Below are 23,079 nucleotides of genomic sequence, written 5' to 3'. Positions count from 1 at the left end.
CTCCTCCATGTAAAAAGCTAATTAGTGTAGTGTGGGCTTGCGCACTTCCGGTGCGGTCGGCTGCTGGCGCGTGAAGGTATCGTGGCAGAGCAGCGCCGCGACGCGGACATACTCGATAATCTCTTCCAGAGACATCTCCAGCTCTTCCTGATCTTCGTCTTCGTCGTAGCCCAGCTGCGCTATGTTGCGCAGGTCGTCAATCGCTTCGCCGGTTTCGCCGGTCACTTTGTCGAGCTTCGGCTGTGAGACGCCAAGACCCAGCAGGAAGTGATTGACCCAGCCTGCCAGCGCATCGGCGCGGTCAAAGACGCTAACGTCGTCGCCTTCCGGCAGGTAGAGCTGAAAGAGAAAGCCGTCATCTTCCAGCGAATCGCTGGTGGCGGCATGCATTGCACGCAGCGCCTGGGCAAGCTCGTGGCCGAAGGCCAGCCCTTCGTTAGTCAAATCATGCAGCAGCGGCTGCCATGAGGTGTCTTTGTTGCCGCCGCAGAGCATCCCCGCGATCAGCCCATGCATTTCAGCAGGATGCAATCCCACGCCTTGTTGGTTGAGTAACTGGCCTACTTCCTTGTAACCAGGTATTTCGTTCTGTATAGACATGCGCATTCGTCGTCGTTGGGGGAAATATTCATGGTATGCTACCACTTTGGACCCTGGTGATATACCCGTGATGGTTCACGTTACATGCCATTGCATGTACGCGGATTACTTAAGGTATAGACGTAAAATAGTTGAAAGTACTGACCAGGGTCGCTTATAGTGTCGCCCCTTCGCAGCCCAGGGCTCGAATGCGAAGGCAGAGCGCAGTCAAACAGCAGGAAGGTGGCATGTCTGCACAACCCGTCGATATCCAAATTTTTGGCCGTTCACTCCGCGTGAACTGCCCGCCTGAGCAGATAGATGCGCTGAATCAGGCTGCGGAAGATCTGAATCAGCGGTTGCAAGATCTGAAGGTTCGCACTAGAGTCACAAATACTGAGCAGTTGGTGTTTATCGCCGCGCTGAATATCAGCTACGAGCTTGCTCAGGAAAAGGCAAAAACCCGTGATTACGCCGCCAGCATGGAGCAGCGTATTAAGATGTTACAGCAGACCATTGAACAGGCTTTACTTGATCAGGGTCGCATAACGGAAAGACCGGGGCCGAAGTTTGAATAATACTTCAAGGTCAACTATGGTAGATTGACAGTGAAGTTAAAAAATTCTCTGAGATGTTTGCAAGCGGGCCAGTCCCCTGAGCCGATATTTCATACCAACAGAGTGTGGCGATCCATGGTTGGTGAGCATGCTCGGTCCGTCCGAGAAGCCTTAAAATCATGACGACACATTCACCTTGAACCAAGGGTTCAAGGGTTACAGCCTGCGGCGGCATCTCGGAGATTCCCCTCTTCTACCAACAACGACCATGACGCAACTGCCCGATTCACTTCCGTCACGACAAGCAATACGCAAAGAGATTCGTCAACGCCGACGAGAAATCACCAGCTCCCAGCAGCGCCATTTCGCTGAACAAGCCGCACTGCGCATGATGGCCTGGCCTCCTGTTGTCATGGCACACACTGTTGCCCTGTTTCTCTCCTTTGACGGCGAACTCGATACACAACCGCTGATCGAACAGCTCTGGCGAAGCGGCAAACGCGTTTACCTTCCCGTATTACACCCCTTCAGTCCCGGTAATCTGCTCTTTTTGCACTACCATCCGCACAGCGAACTGGTGACCAATCGTCTGAAAATTCAGGAGCCGAAGCTGGACGTGCGTGATGTGCTTCCCCTGAGCCAGCTTGACGTGCTGATCACGCCGTTAGTCGCCTTTGATGAACAGGGGCAGCGCCTCGGCATGGGCGGCGGGTTCTACGACAGAACGCTGCAAAACTGGCGCGCGTATGGCGTGCAGCCGGTCGGTTATGCCCATGATTGCCAGCGCGTAGAGAAGTTGCCGGTGGAGGAGTGGGATATTCCGCTGCCTGCGGTGATCACACCATCAACGGTGTGGGAGTGGTAGGTTGTTCCCCTCCCGGACGGGAGAGGAACGGGTAACGCAACTTAGAACAGCAGACGGGAACGAATGGTGCCCGGAATCGCTTTCATGCTCTGTAGCGCGGTCTGCGCAACCTCTTCTTCCGCTTCGATATCGACGACAACGTAGCCCATATGTGGCGTAGTTTGCAGATACTGTGCCGCGATGTTGATGTTCTGGCTGGCGAAAATCTGGTTAAGCGCCGTCAGTACGCCAGGGCGGTTTTCATGGATATGCAGCAGACGACGACCGCCGTGCAGCGGCAGAGAGACTTCCGGGAAGTTTACTGCCGAGAGCGTGGAGCCGTTATCAGAGTACTTAATCAGCTTACCGGCAACTTCAAGGCCGATGTTCTCCTGCGCTTCCTGAGTGGAACCGCCGATGTGCGGCGTCAGGATAACGTTATCAAACTCGCAGAGCGGTGAGTCGAACGGATCGCTGTTGGTCGCCGGTTCGGTCGGGAAGACGTCAATCGCCGCGCCCGCCAGGTGCTTACGCTTCAGGGCATCGCACAGCGCCGGAATATCAACCACCGTGCCGCGTGCGGCGTTGATCAGCAGTGCGCCCGGCTTCATCAGCGCCAGCTCCTCTTCGCCAATCATATTCTTCGTTGAGGCGTTTTCCGGCACGTGCAGGCTGACCACGTCGCTCATATTCAGCAGATCGGAGAGATGCTGCACCTGGGTGGCGTTGCCGAGCGGCAGTTTGTTCTCAATATCGTAGAAGAAGACGTGCATCCCCAGCGATTCAGCAAGAATGCCAAGCTGGGTACCAATGTGGCCGTAGCCAATGATGCCGAGCTTTTTGCCGCGCGCTTCATAGGAGCCGACCGCCAGCTTATTCCAGATACCGCGGTGCGCTTTGGCGTTCGCTTCCGGAATGCCGCGCATCAGCAGCAGCAGTTCGCCGATCACTAACTCCGCCACGGAACGGGTGTTGGAGAAGGGGGCGTTAAAGACCGGCACACCGCGTTTGGCTGCCGCTTCCAGGTTCACCTGGTTGGTGCCGATGCAGAAACAGCCGATAGCGACCAGCTTTTCCGCTGCGGCGATGACATCTTCAGTCAGTTGAGTACGGGATCGCAGGCCAATGAAGTGGGCGTCGCGGATGGACTCTTTCAGCTGCTCGCTGTCCAGTGCGCCCTTGTGGAATTCGATGTTGTTATAACCCGCCGCACGGAGGCTTTCGACCGCTTTCTGGTGCACCCCTTCGACGAGCAGAAATTTAATCTTGTCTTTCTCCAGTGATACCTTTGCCATTTACCCGACCCTGTTTTATGTCTGACTGTGATGTTGTGCGGAGGAAAACCGCGTTAGCCAACATATCAAAAAAAACTATCGCGGCAATATGAACGTTTGCGTCACCGCTCTGAAGAAATGTCATCCAGCGGGAAATGGCAGAGAAAAATGCTGGAAAAGCAGAGGCTCGCGGCAGGGATGCGAGATGAAGGGGAAAAACGTGACAGATATCACCGAATTTAACGATGTCAGATTTTTACCGGGAGACCGCTGCCTCCCGGTCAGATCATTTCACGATGGTTTTGACGCCATCCGGGGTGCCAATCAGCGCTACGTCAGCCCCACGATTCGCGAATAAACCCACCGTGACCACACCGGGAATATTGTTGATGGTGTTCTCCATCGCGATGGGATCGAGAATTTCCAGACCATAGACATCGAGGATGACGTTGCCGTTATCCGTCACCACATTCTGGCGATACTCCGGGCGACCGCCCAGCTTTACCAGCGTCCGCGCGACCGCGCTGCGCGCCATCGGGATCACTTCAACCGGCAGCGGGAATTTGCCGAGGATCGGCACCTGCTTGGAGGCATCCGCGATACAGATAAACTTATCCGCCACTGAGGCGATGATCTTCTCACGGGTCAGCGCCGCGCCGCCGCCTTTGATCATTTGCATCTGATCGTTGATCTCATCCGCGCCGTCGACGTAGATCCCCAGGCGATCGACCGCGTTAAGATCGAAAACGGTGATGCCTAAGCTTTTCAGCTTCTCGGTGGAAGCATCCGAGCTGGAAACCGCACCCTCAATCTGCCCTTTCATGGTACCCAGCGCGTCAATAAAGTGTGCCGCGGTAGAGCCGGTGCCTACGCCGACAATGGTGCCGGGTTCAACATAGTGAAGTGCTGCCCAGCCCACTGCTTTTTTGAGTTCATCCTGCGTCATGGTCGTTCGCCTGTGGTGTGAAATTTCAGGCGCATTATAAATAGGCTCTGCCGAAAAGTCCCTGTGACCTGTGTCACAATACGCGACAACCATTTTCGTCTGCCACGACGGGAAATTTATGTCATAGTGCGAAAGACTATTTTTCAGGAGATTGCCCGAGCAATGAAACGTCCGGATTACAGAACACTACAGGCACTTGATGCAGTCATTCGTGAGCGTGGGTTTGAGCGTGCTGCGCAAAAGCTCTGTATTACTCAATCCGCCGTGTCACAGCGTATCAAGCAACTGGAGAACATGTTCGGGCAGCCATTGCTGGTGCGTACCGTACCGCCGCGTCCCACCGAGCAGGGGCAAAAGCTGCTGGCGCTGTTGCGCCAGGTTGAGCTGCTGGAAGAGGAGTGGCTGGGCGACGAGCAAACCGGCTCTACGCCGCTGCTGCTGTCGCTGGCGGTTAACGCCGACAGCCTGGCAACCTGGCTGCTGCCCGCGCTGGCGCCGGTGCTGGTCGACTCCCCGATTCGCCTCAATTTGCAGGTGGAAGATGAAACCCGCACCCAGGAGCGTCTGCGTCGCGGTGAAGTGGTTGGCGCGGTGAGTATTCAGCCACAGGCGCTGCCAAGCTGCCTGGTGGATAAACTGGGTGCGCTCGATTACCTGTTTGTTGGCTCGAAAGAGTTTGCCGAACGCTACTTCCCCAACGGCGTAACGCGTTCCGCGCTGCTGAAAGCGCCTGCGGTGGCGTTTGACCATCTCGACGATATGCATCAGGCCTTTTTGCAGCAATATTTCGATCTGCCGCCCGGCAGCGTCCCCTGCCACATCGTTAACTCATCGGAAGCCTTTGTGCAGCTGGCGCGCCAGGGAACCACCTGCTGCATGATCCCACATCTGCAAATCGAAAAAGAGCTGGCGAGCGGTGAGCTTATCGACCTGACGCCGGGTCTGCTGCAACGCCGCATGCTCTACTGGCACCGCTTTGCGCCGGAAAGCCGGATGATGCGCAACGTCACCGACGCGCTGCTGGCGTTCGGTCATCGGGTACTGCGACAGGATTAAGAGAGACCCTCTCCCCGAACGAGGAGAGGGAGGCCAGCGTTACTTGGCGGCTGGCGTTGATTGTGGCTGTTGCTGCTGCTGTTGCGCCTGATTAGGCTCAATCTGGAAGACCACATCCACCTGATCGTCAAACTGGATGGTTGGCTGTTCGTAAGTCTCCTGCGCCGCAGACTCCGCTGGTGCATCAGCCTTCATCATGCGTACCATCGGGCTCGGCTGATAGTTAGAGACATGGTAACGAACGCTGTAGACCGGGCCGAGTTTGGCATTGAAACCGGCAGCCAGCTGCTGCGCCTGACGGGTCGCGTCATCAATCGCCGCCTTACGGGCTTTATCCTTGAAGGATTCAGATTGCGCAACGCCCAGCGAAACGGAGCGGATTTCGTTCAGACCCGCTTTCAGCGCGCCATCAAGCAGTGAGTTAAGCTTATCCAGCTCACGCAACGTCACTTCCACGGTGCGCACAGCGCGATAGCCTTTCAGAATGCTTTTGCCGTTCTGGTAGTCGTAATCGGGCTGGGTGCGTAAGTTCGCTGAGTTGATATCTTTACGGGCGATGCCGTTTTGCTCAAGGAAGCTCAGGTATTGCGCAACGCGATCGTCCGCCTGCTTCTTGGCTGAGGCCGCATCTTTCGCGGCGACGTTCACTTCAATCGCCAGGGTGGCGATATCGGGGGTCGCATCCACGCTTGCCGTACCCGTTGTGACAATGTGCGGGCCATCCGGCAATTCACTGGCCTGTACCGCCATTGCGCTGAAACCTACCATTGCCGCCAGGGCTATCACTTTACGTTTCACAGGTACTCCTCCATGTTACTCAATTACGTCCCGTGCACGGACGCCTGGCAGCAAGCTTAGCCACTTACGCCTGATTGTCCATCGGACTTACCTTAACTGAATAATCCTTGCAAATGGTTCACACCTTCCGCCGCCAGTTTCAGCGCGATAAACCACATCACCAGGCCGACCAGACTATTGATAACCCGCTGTGCCGTGGCGGTGCGCAAACGCGGCGCGAGCCAGGCGGCCAGCAGCGCAAGGCTGAAGAACCAGAGAAAAGAGGCGCTGATGGTGCCGAGGGCAAACCAACGTTTCGGCATCTCCGCTAACTGCCCGCCAAGGCTGCCGAGCACCACAAAGGTATCGAGATAAACATGGGGGTTGAGCCACGTAACGGCCAGCATGGTGGCGATGATCTGCCCACGCCCCTGGCGAAGCGCCTGCGCATTTTCCAGCTCGATATCACGAGCAAAAGCGGTTTTCAGCGCGCCAAAGCCGTACCACAGCAGAAAAAACACGCCGCCCCAGGTAACCAGCGCCAGCAGCCACGGCGACTGCATCAGTAACGCACTGCCGCCAAAGACGCCAGCGCAAATCAGCGCAACATCGCTCAGAGTGCAGAGCAGCGCCGTCATGATGTGATACTGCCTACGGATCCCCTGGTTCATCACGAACGCGTTTTGCGGCCCCAGCGGCAAAATCAGCGCAGCACCCAACATAAGCCCTTGTAAATAATAAGATAACACGTTAAATATCCATTCGATTTATTGCAGGAAGCTGACTATAACGCGCAGGAATTATTAGGTAAAATTGATAATTTTAATCTGCCATTAACCGGGCTAATAACGGCAGATATAAAAAAGGCCGACAGTGTCGGCCTTGTGCTTACTCGACAGGTTGTTCTTTAACCTGTTTTAAATTTACATCCATTTGCGGGAACGGGAAGCTGATCCCTTCCTCGTCGAAACGGCGCTTGATGGTCTCCAGTACATCCCAGTAGACGTTTTGCAGATCGCTACTTTTACTCCAGATACGCACCACAAAGTTGATCGACGACGCGCCCAGTTCGTTGAGGCGTACCGTCATCTCACGGTCTTTGAGGATACGGTCATCGGCCTGGATAATCTCGGTGATGAGGCTTTTAACCTGATCGATATCCGAATCATAGGCCACGCCAATAATTAGCTCGTTACGGCGCACCGGCTCGCGGGAGAAGTTAATGATGTTGCCCGCGATGATTTTACCGTTCGGGATGACGATAATGCGGCCATCCGGCGTGCGCAGGGTGGTCGAGAAAATCTGCACCTGCAATACCGTGCCGGCAACGCCGCCCAGATCAACATACTCGCCAGAGCGGAACGGACGGAAGGTCACCAGCAGCACGCCCGCCGCGAGGTTGGAGAGCGACCCTTGCAGCGCCAGACCAATGGCCAGGCCGGCGGCACCGAGCACCGCGATCACTGACGCCGTTTGTACGCCGACGCGCCCCAGCGCGGCAATCAGGGTAAACGCGATAATACCGTAGCGAACCAGTGCGGAGAGGAAGTCCGCAACGGTGGCGTCAATGTGTCTTGCACGCATCACCCGGTTAATGGCGTTCGAAATAACGCGCGCCACAATCATACCGACGATGATGATGGCGATCGCCGCCACGATATTTACGGCATAGCTCAACAGCAGCGCCTGGTTATTTACCAGCCAGGAGCCCGCGTTGTTGATGCTATCGACAACGTGAAGATCTTCCATATTGTGCTTCCTTCTATTGTTCCAAAACGGAAAAAACGCCCCTTGCCAAAAGGACAGCCCCCTAAAGGGTAAACAAAAAGAGGCGCTTTCGCCAAATAGTTAACATTTGCAGGCGAATAGCAGCTTATTGAATTCGCAATAAAAAAGGCCCGCAAAGTGCGGGCCTTTTCGGAAAAGAGCGGCGTAAATTACAGAACGTCTACTGCGTTCAGCTCTTTAAATGCCTGCTCCAGACGCGTCACCATGCTGGTCTGCGCTGCACGCAGCCATACGCGCGGATCGTAGTATTTCTTGTTCGGCTGGTCTTCGCCTTTCGGGTTGCCCAGCTGGCTCTGCAGGTAGCCTTCGTTATCTTTGTAGTACTTCAGAATACCTTCCCAGGTTGCCCATTGGGTGTCGGTATCGATGTTCATTTTGATAACGCCGTAGCTTACGGAGTCTTTGATTTCCTGAGCAGAAGAGCCGGAACCGCCGTGGAACACGAAGTTCAGGCTGTTGTGCGGCAGGTTATGTTTCTTAGAAACATACTCCTGAGAGTCGCGCAGGATAGTCGGGGTCAGTTTAACGTTACCCGGCTTGTAAACGCCGTGAACGTTACCGAAAGAAGCCGCGATGGTGAAACGCGGGCTGATGGCGTTCAGCTTGGTGTAAGCGTAGTCCACGTCTTCCGGCTGGGTGTAGAGAGCAGATGCATCCATATGGCTGTTGTCGACGCCATCTTCTTCACCGCCGGTGCAGCCCAGTTCGATCTCGAGGGTCATGCCCATTTTGGACATGCGCTCCAGGTACTTAGAGCAGATCTCGATGTTCTCTTCCAGAGACTCTTCAGACAGGTCGATCATGTGAGAAGAGAACAGCGGTTTGCCGGTAGCAGCGAAGTGTTTTTCACCCGCGTCCAGCAGGCCGTCGATCCACGGCAGCAGTTTTTTCGCGCAGTGGTCAGTGTGCAGAATAACCGGCACACCGTAGTGTTCTGCCATCTGGTGAACGTGATGCGCGCCAGAAATAGCACCCAGAATGGCCGCGCCCTGAGGAACGTCAGTCTTCACGCCTTTGCCCGCGATGAACGCCGCGCCGCCGTTGGAGAACTGAACGATTACCGGTGCGCGAACTTTCGCAGCGGCTTCCAGAACGGCGTTGATGGAGTCAGTGCCCACGCAGTTAACTGCCGGCAGAGCGAAGTTGTTTTCTTTAGCTACCTGGAACACTTTCTGAACGTCATCACCGGTGATCACGCCAGGTTTTACGAAATCAAAAATTTTAGACATGTTACGTAGTCCTGTATCTTTGGCCTGGAAAAATGCGTGCCTTTTAGCGCGCTGAAATTAAGGCGGGTTACCCCGCCCTGCTGATCTTACTGCTTAGCGCGCTCTTCGAGCATGGCTACTGCCGGCAGAACTTTGCCTTCCACGAATTCGAGGAATGCGCCGCCGCCAGTGGAGATGTAGGAGATCTTGTCAGCGATACCGAACAGATCGATAGCAGCCAGCGTGTCGCCGCCGCCTGCGATGGAGAACGCGTCGCTGTCAGCGATGGCGTTCGCCACGATTTCAGTACCCTTACGGAAGTTCGGGAACTCAAAGACGCCAACCGGACCATTCCACAGAATAGTTTTGGCGTTTTTCAGGATTTCAGCCAGTTTCTGTGCGGAAACGTCGCCCAAATCCAGAATTTGCTCATCATCTTTGATGTCATTAACGGATTTCAGCGTCGCGTTAGCGGTTTCGGAGAACTCGGTTGCCACGCGCACATCGGTCGGAACCGGGATATCGCAGGTGCTCAGCAGACGTTTGGCTTCATCAACCAGATCCGCTTCGTACAGGGATTTACCAACGTTATGGCCCTGGGCCGCAACGAAGGTGTTAGCGATACCGCCGCCAACGATCAGCTGGTCAGCGATTTTGGACAGGGAGTCCAGCACGGTCAGTTTGGTAGAGACTTTAGAGCCACCAACGATAGCTACCATCGGGCGAGCCGGCTCTTTCAGCGCTTTACCCAGCGCGTCCAGCTCTTCTGCCAGCAGCGGGCCTGCGCACGCGACATCAGCAAATTTACCGACACCGTGAGTAGAAGCCTGCGCGCGGTGCGCAGTACCAAAGGCGTCCATCACAAAGACGTCGCACAGAGCGGCATATTTCTTCGCCAGCGTTTCGTCGTCTTTCTTCTCGCCTTTGTTGAAGCGTACGTTTTCCAGCACGACCAGCTCACCGGCAGCGATTTCTACGCCATCCAGGTAATCTTTTGCCAGGCGAACCGGGTTGGAGAGTTTGTCTTTCAGATAGTTAACTACCGGAAGCAGAGAGAATTCTTCGTTGTATTCACCTTCGGTCGGGCGACCCAGGTGAGACGTTACCATCACTTTCGCGCCCTGTTTCAGCGCCAGTTCGATGGTCGGCAGAGAAGCACGGATACGCGCATCGCTGGTCACTTTCCCTTCTTTAACCGGTACGTTCAAATCCGCACGGATTAGAACGCGTTTACCAGCCAGATCCAGATCGGTCATCTTAATTACAGACATGGTGAATCCTCTCGATGATTCTTAAGTTTTGTAGACACTCGCGTGCCTTACCTGAAACTCACTGCAGCTATCGCTAACGTTGTGTCGAGCATACGGTTAGCAAAGCCCCATTCGTTGTCGCACCACACAAGGGTTTTAATCAGGTGCGAACCACTGACCCGGGTTTGCGTGCCATCGACAATGGCGCTGTGCGGATCGTGGTTAAAATCAATTGAGACCAACGGTAATTCCGTATAGTCAACTATACCATGAAATGTTCCCTGCGCTGCTTTTTGCAGCAACTGGTTGACTTCACTCGCTTTTACCGGCTTTTTCACCGTTACGCTTAAATCAATCGCGGTGACGTTAATGGTCGGTACGCGCACCGCAATCGCTTCGAATTTGTCATTAAACTGCGGGAAAATGCGCGAGATGCCCGCCGCCAGTTTGGTATCGACCGGGATGATTGACTGGCTGGCTGCGCGTGTACGGCGCAGATCGGCATGATAGGCGTCAATCACCTGCTGATCGTGCATCGCCGAGTGGATTGTCGTTACCGTTCCCCACTCAATGCCGTAAGCCTCGTCGAGCAGTTTGATCACCGGAATAATACAGTTCGTGGTGCAGGAGGCGTTGGAGACAAGGTGATCTTCCGGACGCAGCGTCATGTGGTTCACGCCAAAGACGATGGTTGCGTCGAGATCGCTGCTGCCGGGATGAGAGAAGAGCACTTTTTTCGCGCCTGCCGCCAGGTGGGCTTCGCCATCTTCACGGCTGCCATAAACGCCGGTGCAATCAAGCACGATATCAACGCCCAGCTCGCGCCACGGCAGCGCTGAAATCTCGCTTTCGTGCAGGATGCGAATGGCATCGTCGCCAATAAATAGCTGCTCCCGCTCCTGGCGCACATCCCAGGAAAAACGCCCGTGGCTGGTGTCGTACTTCAGCAGATGCGCGATCCCCGCGGCGTCCGCCAGTTCATTGATTGCCACCACGGTGATCTCGGCGCGACGCCCTGATTCGTATAGTGCCCGAACCACGTTGCGCCCGATGCGACCGAAACCGTTAATCGCTATGCGTAGGCTCATAACTCTCCTGCAAGGCCAGCCCGCCTGAAGTGGATGACAGAGTAATCCAGTCGCCACCAGAGGGGAATCCTCGCCTGCCTGAACTGCGTCTGTTTGCTTATTTGTCGAACATTTAGCCGACTGAAACGCTTCAGCTAGAATAAGCGAAAGCTGGAATAAAAGGAATGATTGTCCAGACGGATTCGCCAGTAATCTGACTTGCATCACATTTTTGCTGGAATAATTGACGGGAAAAGGCAGGGTTTAGCTGAGAGCCAGAAAAGCGAACCAAGGGGAGAGAAAAGCGTCCATGCTGGTTTATCAGACGGGAGAGTGTGTTGTGAACCATTAAATCGATCGGGCTGATGAGGGCTACTCTGAACCCGTTTCACTCCCCCACTACTGCGATAAAACGCCGTGCGCTAAACGCGGCTTAAAACCAGCTGCGCTCAGGCACCTGCGGTTCGGTGCGATCCGCACGCGGCATCTCAACCGGCTGCGAAGAGAGCTCTTTCGCCCACAGATCGGCCACCCATTTGACGCCCTTCGCGGTGAAGCGCGCCTGCGACCAGCTGTGGCTGTTTTCGCCCACGCCGCCATGCACGGTGAAGTAACCCGCATCGATATGGTACTGCGGCGGCATCAGCGCGCCGTTAACCCGCTGCATGATATTGCGCTCCAGCAAAAAGCGGCGGAACTGCGGCTCTTTCACGCGCAGCATTTTGCACAGCTGGCGGAAACCGAGCGACTCTTCAACCCGCACATACTGGTCGAAAAACTCCGCTTTAGGCGCGGTAATGGCAAGCTGCGCTTCCGCACGCTGGCGTTTTTCATACTGCTCCGCCCAGGCGCGTGCCGCTGCGGCAGGATTGGTAAAATCCGGCAGGCCGACGGTTTTTTCGCGCTCTTGCCAGCGATCGAGCATTTCGGCGGTAAAAGCCGGAGAAAGGCGTGAAACCGTCAACAGTGAGTCGCGCTTATTGAGCAAAAACTCCTGCCGCATTTCGCCCTCGCGCTCGTAAGCATTGGCACTTACCGGCTGGGAAAGACGTTGCGCAGTTTCCAGGCTTTTAACCATCCGTTTGACTTCGGCATGGGTTACGCCCGTCAGCTTCGCGATTTCGCGGCTGCTGATGGTCGACGCGGCAGCCTGCGAATTGAGATGTTCACCAGAGATCAGCATGTTCACTCCTTACTCAAACTCACATCAGTTAAGGTGAGGAAATAGTATACAACTTACTGGATAGATATCCAGTATATTTTTTACACATAGATCATGGGTGCTTTAAGAGCGTTCAGTAAAAAAAGGAGAGCGTGGCGGGGGCATAACGTAGACGTGCCGGAGGGCGATGACGCCTGCTCCGGCACGGGATAGTGCAGGCCCGGTAAGCGAAACGCTACCGGGTAATGAGGATTACAGCAGCTCTTTCGCTTTGGCGACCACGTTATCCACGGTGAAGCCAAACTCTTCGAACAGCAGCTCTGCCGGCGCAGACTCACCGAAGGTGGTCATGCCAACAACCGCGCCGTTCAGGCCGGTGTATTTGCACCAGAAGTCGGCGATACCGGCTTCCACCGCCACGCGCGCGCTGACCGCTTTCGGCAGCACCGATTCACGGTAAGCAGCATCCTGCTTGTCGAAGGTGTCGGTAGACGGCATGGAGACCACGCGCGCTTTCACGCCTTCAGCCGTCAGACGTTCCCATGCAGCAACGGCCAGTTCCACTTCAGAACCGGTGGCGATGAAGATCAGTTGCGGCTGACCATCACAATCTTTCAGCACGTAACCGCCGCGAGCGATATCAGCCAGCTGCTGCTCGGTACGCTCCTGCTGCGCCAGGTTCTGGCGAGAAAGGATCAGCGCCGTCGGGCCGTCGTGACGCTCAACGCCATATTTCCACGCAACCGCAGACTCTACCTGGTCACACGGACGCCATGTGCTGACGTTCGGCGTCAGGCGCAGGGAAGCGACCTGCTCAACCGGCTGGTGCGTCGGGCCATCTTCACCCAGACCGATGGAGTCGTGGGTGTAAACCAGCACCTGACGCTGCTTCATCAGCGCCGCCATACGTACCGCGTTACGCGCATACTCGACGAACATCAGGAAGGTGGAGGTGTACGGCACGAAACCGCCGTGCAGAGAGATACCGTTGGCAATCGCGGTCATACCGAACTCGCGCACGCCGTAGTGAATGTAGTTGCCTGCGGCATCTTCATTGATCGCTTTCGAGCCGGACCACAGGGTCAGGTTGGAAGGCGCGAGGTCAGCGGAACCGCCGAGGAACTCCGGCAGCAGCGGGCCAAACGCTTCGATAGCGTTTTGGGAAGCTTTACGGCTGGCGATTTTCGCCGGGTTCGCTTGCAGTTTGGCAATGAACTCGTTGGCTTTCGCCGCGAAATCTTCCGGCATATCGCCTTTCATACGACGAGTGAACTCAGCGGCCAGCTCCGGGAACGCTTTCGCGTAAGCGGCGAACTTCTCGTTCCACGCAGACTCTTTCGCCTGACCCACTTCTTTCGCATCCCACTGCGCGTAAATCTCAGACGGGATCTCAAACGGAGCGTGTTTCCAGCCCAGCTGTTCGCGGGTCAGCGCCACTTCCGCGTCGCCCAGCGGCGCGCCGTGGGAGTCGTGGGTACCGGCTTTGTTCGGCGAGCCGAAACCGATAATGGTTTTGCACATCAGCAGCGACGGTTTGTCGGTGACGCTGCGTGCTACTTCAACGGCGCGTTTGATGGCATCAGCGTCGTGGCCGTCTACGCCGCGAACAACGTGCCAGCCGTAGGCTTCAAAGCGTTTTGCGGTATCGTCGGTGAACCAGCCTTCAACGTGGCCATCGATAGAGATGCCGTTGTCGTCATAGAACGCAACCAGTTTACCCAGCTTCAACGTACCGGCCAGCGAGCAGGCTTCGTGGGAGATGCCTTCCATCATGCAGCCGTCGCCCATAAAGGCGTAGGTGAAGTGGTCAACAATGTCATGACCCGGACGGTTGAACTGCGCGGCCAGCGTCTTCTCGGCAATCGCCATACCGACTGCGTTTGCAATCCCCTGCCCCAGCGGGCCGGTGGTGGTTTCAACGCCAGCGGTGTAACCCACTTCCGGGTGACCCGGAGTTTTGGAGTGCAGCTGGCGGAAGTTCTGCAGTTCGGTAATCGGCAGATCGTAGCCGGTGAGGTGCAGCAGGCTGTAGATCAGCATCGAGCCGTGACCATTGGACAGCACAAAGCGGTCGCGGTCAGCCCATGCAGGATTCGTCGGGTTATGGTTCAGGAAATCACGCCATAACACTTCGGCGATGTCTGCCATGCCCATCGGGGCTCCCGGGTGACCGGATTTGGCTTTCTGTACCGCGTCCATGCTCAGCGCACGAATAGCATTGGCAAGCTCTTTACGTGAGGACATTTTGACTCCAGATCGGACTGTTAAGGGCTAATCCCGTAACGACTTGACGACAGCGCGTTTTGGGCTACGCCGGAAAAAAGTGCCAACAATGTAACCCAAGCGGTTAATCATGTACATGGAGCATCCTTTTGCGCTTCAGAAATCTCTGGAAGCCGCTCGCAAGTTGCGCAATCTCCTCGCCCGTCCAACACTCTCTTCTTTATACTGGCGCTCACCGCCCTCTCGTGTAGAAGAACGGCGGAGCAAAAACGACTCAATCATTGCGGAAGATAATAAATGAAAATTCGCCCAGCCCTCCTTGCTCTGGGAATGACCACCCTGCTTGCCGGTTGTCAGAACATGGATTCAAACGGTTTTCTCAGCTCCGGCGCAGAAGCCTTTCAGGCTTACACCCTGAGCGATGCGCAGGTTATTGCCCTGAGTGACGACGCCTGTAAGCAGATGGACAGTAAAGCGACCATCGCACCAGCAAGCAGCGAATACAGCCAGCGTGTGAACAAAATTGCCGCCGCCCTTGGCGACAACATCAACGGCCAGCCGGTGAACTACAAGGTGTATGTCACTAAAGACGTTAACGCCTTTGCGATGGCGAATGGCTGCATCCGCGTTTACAGCGGCCTGATGGATATGATGACCGACAATGAAGTCGAAGCGGTAGTTGGCCACGAAATGGGCCACGTTGCGCTCGGCCACGTGAAGAAAGGGATGCAGGTCGCGCTCGGTACCAATGCGGTGCGCGCAGCGGCAGCCTCGGCGGGCGGCGTGGTTGGTAGCCTGTCCCAGTCGCAGCTTGGCGCGCTCGGGGAAAAACTGGTCAATTCACAGTTCTCCCAGCGTCAGGAGTCGGAAGCGGATGACTACTCTTACGATCTGCTGCGCAAGCGCGGCATCAACCCGGTTGGTTTAGCCACCAGCTTCGAAAAACTGGCGAAGATGGACCAGGGCCGTCAAAGCTCAATGTTTGACGATCACCCGGCCTCAGCAGCCCGTGCCCAGCACATTCGCGACCGTATGGCCGCAGACGGCATCAAGTAATGAATAAAGGAGGCGCTCGCCTCCTTTTTATTACGCCGTCAGCGCAGATAAAAAAATCCCCTCCGGGCCAGGGCCGGGAGGGGGATTAATTTCATTGCGGCTTACGCAGTGAGATGAGGTTACTCATCTTCCAGATAGGTATAGCCGTAAAGACCCGCTTCGAACTCTTCGAGGAACTGCTGCTGCAGCGCATCGTCCAGCCCGGTCTCTTTAACCTGATCGCGGAACTGGGTTAACAGCTTGCCCGGATCGAGCTGCACGTACTCCAGCATATCGGCCACGGTATCGCCTTCGTCAGAAAGCTCCACTTCCACGCTGCCATCCGGGAAGACAAACACGTCAACCGCTTCGGTATCGCCGAACAGGTTGTGCATGTTGCCGAGGATCTCCTGATAGGCGCCGACCATAAAGAAGCCCAGCATCGGCGGGTTCTCCGGATCGTACTCCGGCATCGGCATCGTTGTGGCAATGCCGTCGCCATCGACATAGTGATCGATAGCACCATCGGAATCACAGGTAATATCCAGCAGCACCGCGCGGCGCTCCGGCGCATGATTCAACCCTTCCAGCGGCAGCACCGGGAAGAGTTGATCGATACCCCACGCATCCGGCATCGACTGGAACAGGGAGAAGTTGACGTACATCTTGTCCGCCATACGCTCCTGCAGTTCATCGATAATCGGACGGTGCGCGCGGTTGCTCGGATCGAGCTGCTTCTGCACTTCATGGCACATGTTCAGGTAGAGCTGCTCTGCCCACGCGCGCTCTTGCAGGCTAAAGGTGCCGGAAGAGTAACCAACGTGAATATCGTGCAGATCCATCTGGCTGTCATGCAGCCACTCGCGCAGCGAACGGCGCGTCCCAGGCTCGTGCATCTCCTGCCAGGTTTCCCACATGCTTTGCAGCGCGCGCGGTGCGTCTTCCGCTGGCGGAATAGCCGGGGTGTATTCGTTGCGCTCAACGCCAATGATATTAGAGACCAGCACCGTATGGTGCGCGGTGACCGCGCGGCCCGATTCGGTGATCACCGTCGGGTGCGGCAAACCGTGCTCTTCGCAGGCATCGCCAATCGCCCAGATAATGTTGTTGGCGTACTCGTTCAGGCCGTAGTTAACGGAGCAGTCGGATTGCGAACGGGTACCTTCATAATCCACGCCCAGGCCACCGCCGACATCGAAGCACTGAATATTTACGCCAAGCTTGTGCAGTTCAACATAGAAACGGGCTGATTCACGCACGCCGGTGGCGATATCGCGAATATTGGCCATCTGCGAACCGAGGTGGAAGTGCAGCAGCTGAATGCTGTCCAGACGACCGCGCTCACGCAGGATCTCAACCAGTTGCAGCACCTGCGTCGCCGCCAGGCCAAACTTCGACTTTTCACCGCCGGAGGATTGCCATTTTCCGGAGCCTTGCGATGCCAGACGCGCTCGCACGCCAAGGCGCGGAATAACGTTCAGGCGCTCGGCTTCTTCCAGCACGATGGCGATTTCGCTCATCTTCTCGATCACCAGATAGACTTTATGGCCCATCTTCTCGCCAATCAGCGCCAGGCGGATGTATTCACGGTCTTTATAGCCGTTACAGACGATCACCGAACGGGTCATACCCGCATGGGCGAGTACCGCCATCAGCTCAGCTTTGGAACCCGCTTCCAGCCCCAGCGGTTCGCCGGAGTGGATCAGGGATTCGATGACGCGACGGTGCTGGTTAACCTTGATCGGGTAAACCAGGAAGTAGTCGCCGTTATAGCCATAGGATTCACGCGCGCGTTTGAAGGCGGCATTAATCGAGCGCAAACGGTGTTGCAGGATCTGCGGGAAGCAGAAGAGCGCCGGTAAACGCTGGCCCTGCGCTTCACGCGCTTTCACCAGCTGTGCCAGATCGACACGCGCCTCGGGGACATCCGGATCGGGGCACACGCTGATGTGGCCCAGCTCGTTGACGTCGTAGTAGTTATTGCCCCACCAGGCAATATTGTAAGTCCGTAGCATCTTGCTGGCTTCCTGGGAGCTCATCGCTACCTCCTGCATGGAACGTAGTGCACCGTGTTCGCCTGCTGACGAAGGCGAAACTGAAGAGATGTCGTCAGACATTGCGAACCTCACTTAAGCAAAGTGTATACCCTGTGAACGTCACGCTGCTCATTGGCAAGGCGAAGCGACACGGGGATGAAATAGTTGACTACTATCGCAGTGACACATAGCGATAACAACCCATAAACAGCCATGATTTTCGGCATAACATGCCAAAGCACCGACTGCGCGACCGGTTTCTGGTTCATATGATAGTAAAACATCTGTCCGGACCCGAGTATGACAGCCCGGCGAAACCACGAGAAAACTCCTGATACTCAGGAGAGCCCTTGTTCAGTTATCACAATGCCTTACCGGCCCTGGAGTCCTGAGAAGCGCCGAAATGGGGATAACATCGGCTGGTTTGCAGATTAGAGATGCGAATGACGGGAAGTGCGTGCACGTCAGAACGACGCGGCAGAATATTCAGAAAACGACGGTTCATTATTTCGTATCACCTCCACGCAAGCCATGACGACCCGCGACAAGCCAAAGCCATTAAATACACTGCTTAACCCGGCTGGAAGTGGCGACACAGCAGCGATGCCGTGCGCTTTTTTGATGAGCCGCGCGCGGCGTTTTATACCGATAACCGGGTGAAAAAGCAAAATAAAAAAGCTGTTATTAGCCCTTTGCCGGGAAAATTTTCCGTCACTATAGACCTCAGGTTATGGAATACATCAAAAAACGCTGGCAATGGGATGAATAAGTAACCTAAAATAGCCGTCCAGATGTTAATCCGTCCAGACCGATTAACACTCAGACTTCTTGTGTCATCTTTGCGTAGCCACCGCGAAGAGAGCCGAACACAGAATTCGATCTAACCGAATTACACCAGGTGAAAATTTATTATGGCAAAACACCTTTTTACGTCCGAGTCCGTCTCTGAAGGGCATCCTGACAAAATCGCTGACCAAATTTCCGACGCTGTGCTGGATGCAATCCTCGAGCAGGACCCTAAAGCGCGCGTCGCTTGTGAAACGTACGTGAAAACCGGCATGGTGCTGGTCGGTGGCGAAATCACCACCAGCGCATGGGTGGATATCGAAGAGATCACCCGTAATACCGTGCGTGATATCGGCTATGTTCACTCTGACATGGGCTTTGACGCCAACTCTTGCGCCGTACTGAGCGCAATCGGTAAGCAGTCTCCGGATATCAACCAGGGCGTTGACCGTGCCGATCCGCTGGAGCAGGGTGCGGGCGACCAGGGCCTGATGTTTGGCTATGCGACCAACGAAACCGACGTGCTGATGCCAGCCCCGATCACCTACGCTCACCGTCTGGTTGAACGCCAGGCAGAAGTGCGCAAAAACGGCACCCTGCCGTGGCTGCGTCCGGATGCGAAGAGCCAGGTCACTTTCCAGTACGACGATGGCAAAATCGTTGGCATTGATGCTGTAGTGCTCTCTACCCAGCACTCAGAAGATATCGACCAGAAATCGCTGCAGGAAGCGGTGATGGAAGAGATCATCAAGCCGATCCTGCCGACCGAGTGGCTGAACGCCTCTACCAAATTCTTTATCAACCCGACCGGCCGTTTTGTTATCGGCGGCCCGATGGGCGACTGTGGTCTGACCGGCCGTAAAATCATCGTTGATACCTACGGCGGCATGGCCCGTCACGGCGGCGGTGCATTCTCCGGTAAAGATCCGTCGAAAGTTGACCGTTCCGCAGCGTACGCAGCGCGTTATGTGGCGAAAAACATCGTTGCTGCTGGCCTTGCCGACCGCTGTGAAATCCAGGTCTCCTACGCCATTGGCGTGGCAGAACCGACTTCGATCATGGTTGAAACCTTCGGTACTGAGAAGGTCTCCACCGAGCAGTTAACGCTGCTGGTGCGTGAGTTCTTCGACTTGCGTCCGTACGGCCTGATTCAGATGCTGGATCTGCTGCACCCGATCTACAAAGAGACCGCTGCATACGGTCACTTCGGTCGCGAATCTTTCCCGTGGGAAAAAACCGACAAAGCCGCGCTGCTGCGCGATGCTGCCGGCCTGAAATAATCCACTGACCGCACCGCTATCAAGGCCAGCCTCGCGCTGGCCTTTTTCGTTTTTATGCATGTTATGACCATCCAATGCCATTTGTACAGCTATACTCACTCTGCCCGTAACTATTTCATTTGAAAGCGATTACATCAGGCGCTCAACGAAATCCTCCCCTTCTCTCACCGGTTGAAACGGTCACGCGTCATAATTGTTACATTACGCTTCGGTTTAGTCTGAAATAACGGCCTGCAATTAACCATTCATTGTCAAGAATCCTATAATCCTCAACACTTTTATTTACATTCGTGGCCTGCCCGAAATGTAACCGATTACACTCATGTGATGCATATCACGACTTTTCGCTTATGAGTGACCTAACGTTTATCACGAAAAATTAATGACATGAATGGAGGGCATAATGCCTGACAATAAGAAACAGAAGCATTCCAACAAGGCCATGACCTTTTTTGTCTGCTTCCTCGCAGCACTGGCAGGATTACTTTTTGGCCTGGATATTGGCGTGATTGCGGGCGCACTGCCCTTCATCACGGAAGATTTTCAAATCAGCTCGCACACTCAGGAGTGGGTGGTGAGCTCAATGATGTTTGGTGCTGCCGTCGGCGCAGTCGGCAGCGGCTGGCTCTCCTGGCGTCTCGGGCGTAAAAAGAGCCTGATGATCGGCGCGGTGCTGTTTGTTATCGGCTCTCTCTGCTCTGCCGCCGCACCGAACGTCGAGTTCCTGATCGTTTCACGCGTGCTGCTCGGCCTGGCGGTTGGTATCGCCTCTTATACCGCTCCGCTCTACCTCTCTGAGATCGCACCGGAAAAAATCCGCGGCAGTATGATTTCGATGTATCAGTTGATGATCACCATCGGTATTCTCGGCGCGTACCTTTCTGATACTGCGTTCAGCTACAGCGGCGCATGGCGCTGGATGCTGGGCGTGATCATCATTCCGGCGGTGCTGCTGCTGATTGGCGTCTTCTTCCTTCCGGACAGCCCGCGCTGGTTCGCCGCGAAACGCCGCTTCAACGATGCTGAACGGGTGCTGCTGCGCCTGCGTGATACCAGCGCCGAAGCGAAAAACGAGCTGGATGAGATCCGCGAAAGCCTGAAAGTGAAGCAGACCGGCTGGGCGCTGTTTAAAGAGAACAGCAACTTCCGCCGCGCGGTCTTCCTCGGCGTACTGCTGCAGATCATGCAACAGTTCACCGGCATGAACGTCATCATGTATTACGCGCCGAAAATCTTTGAACTGGCGGGTTACACCAACACCACCGAACAGATGTGGGGAACGGTAATCGTCGGTCTGACCAACGTGCTGGCCACCTTTATCGCTATCGGTCTGGTGGACCGCTGGGGCCGTAAACCGACGCTGGTGCTGGGCTTTATGGTGATGGCCGCCGGTATGGGTATTCTCGGCACGATGCTGCATATGGGCATCCACTCGCCGTCTGCGCAGTACTTCGCTGTCGCCATGCTGCTGATGTTTATCATCGGCTTCGCCATGAGCGCCGGTCCGCTGATTTGGGTACTCTGCTCCGAAATCCAGCCGCTGAAAGGCCGCGATTTTGGTATCACCCTCTCCACCGCCACTAACTGGATCGCCAACATGATTGTCGGCGCGACCTTCCTGACGATGCTGAACACGCTGGGCAACGCCAACACCTTCTGGGTGTACGGCGGTCTGAACGTGCTGTTCATCCTCCTCACCCTGTGGCTGGTGCCGGAAACCAAACACGTTTCGCTGGAGCACATCGAGCGCAACCTGATGCGTGGCCGTCCGCTGCGTGAAATTGGTTCCCGTGACTGATTAACACCCTTCAGGCTTCCTCTGCGGAGGAAGCCTTTTTTGCTTATTGCACTCCCGTCCCGCCCATCCTATTCTCTGCAGTTATGAAAACACCCCGTCTCCCTATCGCCCTCCAGCAAGCTGTTATGCGTAGCCTGCGGGATAAACTCGCCCTCGCTAACCAGAAGCTGGAGCGTGAGTACCCCGAACCGAAACTGGTCTATCAACAGCGCGGCACTGCCGCCGGTACGGCGTGGCTTGCCGACTACGAAATTCGCCTCAACCCGGTGCTGCTGCTGGAAAACCAGCAAGCTTTTATTGACGAAGTGGTTCCGCATGAGCTGGCGCATCTGCTGGTGTGGAAAGAGTTCGGGCGCGTTGCGCCGCACGGCAAAGAGTGGAAGTGGATGATGGAGAGCGTGCTCGGCGTGCCTGCGCGACGAACGCATCAGTTTGAACTGGAATCGGTGCGGCGCAACACCTTCCCCTACCGCTGTAAATGCCAGCAGCATCAGCTGACCCTGCGTCGCCATAATCGGGTAGTGCGCGGCGAGGCGATCTACCGCTGCGTGCGCTGCGGCGAGCCGTTAATGGCTGAAGCGGCTAACTGAATCCATTAAGAAGTTTTATGCGCTAACTGATTGCATCAGGAAGCACCTTCCGCTACGTTGCGAGCTCGTTTTGACAGGGAGTTCGCTATGTTCCGTTTTATACCTTTTCTCTTCACGTTGCTGGCAGTGCCTGCCCTGGCCGCCAACGGTATCAACAACTTTTCCCAGGCCAAAGCGGCCGGTGTGAAAGTGAATGCTGACGCGCCGGGTGATTTTTACTGCGGCTGTAAAATCAACTGGCAGGGCAAAAAAGGGGTCGTCGATCTCGCCTCCTGCGGCTATAAAGTGCGAAAAAATGAGAACCGCGCCAGCCGCATCGAGTGGGAGCATGTGATGCCGGCCTGGCAGTTCGGCCACCTGCGTCAGTGCTGGCAAGATGGCGGGCGCAAACAGTGCGCCAAGGATCCGGGCTACCGCAAGATTGAGAGCGATATGCATAACCTGCAACCCGCCGTGGGCGAGGTGAATGGCGATCGCGGCAACTTCATGTACAGCCAGTGGAACGGCGGTGAAGGGCAGTATGGCCAGTGCGAGATGAAGGTCGATTTTAAAGCGAAGCTGGCTGAACCACCGGCGCGCGCGCGTGGCGCAATTGCCCGCACCTACTTCTATATGCGCGATCAATACCAGCTACCGCTCTCACGCCAGCAAACCCAGCTTTTCACCGCGTGGGATAAGCTCTATCCGGTCACTGCGTGGGAGTGCACGCGCGATGAGCGTATCGCGGCCGTTCAGGGCAACCATAACCCGTATGTGCAGCGCGCTTGCATGGCGCGAAAGAGCTAACCTACACTAGCGCCATTGTTAACATCCGCCCTGCCGT

At 55.7% G+C, this 23,079-nt stretch carries 22 protein-coding genes and 1 other RNA gene; 9 read left to right on the top strand and 14 right to left on the bottom strand.

What is annotated here, in order from left to right; all coding sequences use genetic code 11:
• Positions 1 to 21: 21 nt before the first annotated feature.
• Positions 22 to 600, bottom strand: a complete 579-nt coding sequence (locus ACWPW2_RS18250; RefSeq protein ID WP_023480800.1) for a YecA/YgfB family protein — start codon at positions 598 to 600, stop codon at positions 22 to 24.
• A gap of 227 nt (positions 601 to 827) precedes the next feature.
• On the opposite strand from ACWPW2_RS18250, the gene zapA reads away from it, so the two are divergent.
• The 3 genes from zapA to ACWPW2_RS18235 all read left to right on the top strand — a co-directional run bounded on the left by zapA (position 828) and on the right by ACWPW2_RS18235 (position 2,001).
• Positions 828 to 1,157: a cell division protein ZapA gene (zapA, locus tag ACWPW2_RS18245; protein ID WP_023480874.1), complete on the top strand. Its 330-nt coding sequence runs from the start codon at positions 828 to 830 to the stop codon at positions 1,155 to 1,157.
• Between the two features lie 42 nt (positions 1,158 to 1,199).
• A non-coding RNA gene (gene ssrS / locus ACWPW2_RS18240) (6S RNA) lies at positions 1,200 to 1,383 on the top strand.
• A 21-nt stretch (positions 1,384 to 1,404) separates the two neighbouring features.
• The gene (locus tag ACWPW2_RS18235; RefSeq protein ID WP_454124547.1) at positions 1,405 to 2,001 is read left to right on the top strand and encodes a 5-formyltetrahydrofolate cyclo-ligase; all 597 of its coding nucleotides are present in this window, start codon (positions 1,405 to 1,407) and stop codon (positions 1,999 to 2,001) included.
• A 41-nt stretch (positions 2,002 to 2,042) separates the two neighbouring features.
• On the opposite strand, the gene serA is transcribed toward ACWPW2_RS18235, so the two are convergent.
• Positions 2,043 to 3,275 (bottom strand): phosphoglycerate dehydrogenase, encoded by a 1,233-nt coding sequence (gene serA, locus ACWPW2_RS18230; RefSeq protein ID WP_023480742.1) that lies wholly within the window; start codon positions 3,273 to 3,275, stop codon positions 2,043 to 2,045.
• 265 nt (positions 3,276 to 3,540) lie between these two features.
• A complete protein-coding gene (gene rpiA, locus ACWPW2_RS18225) occupies positions 3,541 to 4,200 on the bottom strand; it encodes a ribose-5-phosphate isomerase RpiA (RefSeq protein WP_023480899.1) in 660 nt (219 codons plus the stop codon).
• Between the two features lie 162 nt (positions 4,201 to 4,362).
• On the opposite strand from rpiA, the gene argP reads away from it, so the two are divergent.
• Positions 4,363 to 5,256 (top strand): DNA-binding transcriptional regulator ArgP, encoded by an 894-nt coding sequence (gene argP / locus ACWPW2_RS18220; protein WP_023480875.1) that lies wholly within the window; start codon positions 4,363 to 4,365, stop codon positions 5,254 to 5,256.
• A gap of 39 nt (positions 5,257 to 5,295) precedes the next feature.
• Here argP and ACWPW2_RS18215 read toward each other — a convergent pair whose 3' ends face one another.
• From ACWPW2_RS18215 to tkt, 8 genes are all read right to left on the bottom strand, one after another.
• Positions 5,296 to 6,054, bottom strand: coding sequence for an oxidative stress defense protein (locus ACWPW2_RS18215; protein ID WP_023480810.1), 759 nt, complete (start codon positions 6,052 to 6,054; stop codon positions 5,296 to 5,298).
• Between the two features lie 92 nt (positions 6,055 to 6,146).
• Positions 6,147 to 6,782, bottom strand: coding sequence for an arginine exporter ArgO (argO, locus tag ACWPW2_RS18210; RefSeq protein ID WP_454124544.1), 636 nt, complete (start codon positions 6,780 to 6,782; stop codon positions 6,147 to 6,149).
• Between the two features lie 139 nt (positions 6,783 to 6,921).
• Positions 6,922 to 7,782 (bottom strand): small-conductance mechanosensitive channel MscS, encoded by an 861-nt coding sequence (gene mscS / locus ACWPW2_RS18205; RefSeq protein WP_454124542.1) that lies wholly within the window; start codon positions 7,780 to 7,782, stop codon positions 6,922 to 6,924.
• A 188-nt stretch (positions 7,783 to 7,970) separates the two neighbouring features.
• The gene (gene fbaA / locus ACWPW2_RS18200; RefSeq protein WP_023480871.1) at positions 7,971 to 9,050 is read right to left on the bottom strand and encodes a class II fructose-bisphosphate aldolase; all 1,080 of its coding nucleotides are present in this window, start codon (positions 9,048 to 9,050) and stop codon (positions 7,971 to 7,973) included.
• Between the two features lie 86 nt (positions 9,051 to 9,136).
• Entirely contained in the window at positions 9,137 to 10,300 is a 1,164-nt protein-coding gene (gene pgk / locus ACWPW2_RS18195; protein WP_023481068.1) for a phosphoglycerate kinase, read from the bottom strand.
• A gap of 47 nt (positions 10,301 to 10,347) precedes the next feature.
• A complete protein-coding gene (epd, locus tag ACWPW2_RS18190; protein ID WP_454124540.1) occupies positions 10,348 to 11,367 on the bottom strand; it encodes an erythrose-4-phosphate dehydrogenase in 1,020 nt (339 codons plus the stop codon).
• Positions 11,368 to 11,779: 412 nt separating this feature from the next.
• Positions 11,780 to 12,529: a phage antirepressor KilAC domain-containing protein gene (locus ACWPW2_RS18185; RefSeq protein WP_023480846.1), complete on the bottom strand. Its 750-nt coding sequence runs from the start codon at positions 12,527 to 12,529 to the stop codon at positions 11,780 to 11,782.
• A 231-nt stretch (positions 12,530 to 12,760) separates the two neighbouring features.
• A complete protein-coding gene (tkt, locus tag ACWPW2_RS18180) occupies positions 12,761 to 14,752 on the bottom strand; it encodes a transketolase (protein WP_454124538.1) in 1,992 nt (663 codons plus the stop codon).
• Positions 14,753 to 15,028: 276 nt separating this feature from the next.
• Between tkt and loiP the strand changes: the two genes are divergently transcribed.
• Positions 15,029 to 15,787: a metalloprotease LoiP gene (loiP, locus tag ACWPW2_RS18175; protein ID WP_279794201.1), complete on the top strand. Its 759-nt coding sequence runs from the start codon at positions 15,029 to 15,031 to the stop codon at positions 15,785 to 15,787.
• 119 nt (positions 15,788 to 15,906) lie between these two features.
• On the opposite strand, the gene speA is transcribed toward loiP, so the two are convergent.
• The 3 genes from speA to ACWPW2_RS18160 form a co-directional block, all read right to left on the bottom strand.
• On the bottom strand, positions 15,907 to 17,883 hold the full coding sequence (gene speA / locus ACWPW2_RS18170) for a biosynthetic arginine decarboxylase (protein WP_071789546.1): 1,977 nt from the start codon (positions 17,881 to 17,883) through the stop codon (positions 15,907 to 15,909).
• A gap of 8 nt (positions 17,884 to 17,891) precedes the next feature.
• Positions 17,892 to 18,071: an acid stress response protein YqgB gene (gene yqgB / locus ACWPW2_RS18165; RefSeq protein ID WP_152526142.1), complete on the bottom strand. Its 180-nt coding sequence runs from the start codon at positions 18,069 to 18,071 to the stop codon at positions 17,892 to 17,894.
• A 92-nt stretch (positions 18,072 to 18,163) separates the two neighbouring features.
• Complete coding sequence (locus ACWPW2_RS18160) at positions 18,164 to 18,307, bottom strand: hypothetical protein (RefSeq protein ID WP_454124535.1); 144 nt, start codon at positions 18,305 to 18,307, stop codon at positions 18,164 to 18,166.
• Positions 18,308 to 18,713: 406 nt separating this feature from the next.
• Here ACWPW2_RS18160 and metK point away from each other — a divergent pair, with 406 nt between their 5' ends.
• From metK to endA, 4 genes are all read left to right on the top strand, one after another.
• Entirely contained in the window at positions 18,714 to 19,868 is a 1,155-nt protein-coding gene (gene metK, locus ACWPW2_RS18155; protein ID WP_023480766.1) for a methionine adenosyltransferase, read from the top strand.
• Between the two features lie 403 nt (positions 19,869 to 20,271).
• Positions 20,272 to 21,666 (top strand): sugar porter family MFS transporter, encoded by a 1,395-nt coding sequence (locus ACWPW2_RS18150; protein WP_076769185.1) that lies wholly within the window; start codon positions 20,272 to 20,274, stop codon positions 21,664 to 21,666.
• Between the two features lie 83 nt (positions 21,667 to 21,749).
• A complete protein-coding gene (locus tag ACWPW2_RS18145; protein ID WP_454124533.1) occupies positions 21,750 to 22,256 on the top strand; it encodes a SprT family zinc-dependent metalloprotease in 507 nt (168 codons plus the stop codon).
• A gap of 87 nt (positions 22,257 to 22,343) precedes the next feature.
• Complete coding sequence (gene endA, locus ACWPW2_RS18140; RefSeq protein ID WP_312119079.1) at positions 22,344 to 23,042, top strand: deoxyribonuclease I; 699 nt, start codon at positions 22,344 to 22,346, stop codon at positions 23,040 to 23,042.
• Positions 23,043 to 23,079: the final 37 nt, after the last annotated feature.

The organism is Kosakonia sp. Marseille-Q7440, assembly GCF_965119485.1.
The sequence above is the reverse complement of the archived record's forward strand: the minus strand, read 5'-3'. Positions and strand labels throughout refer to the sequence as shown.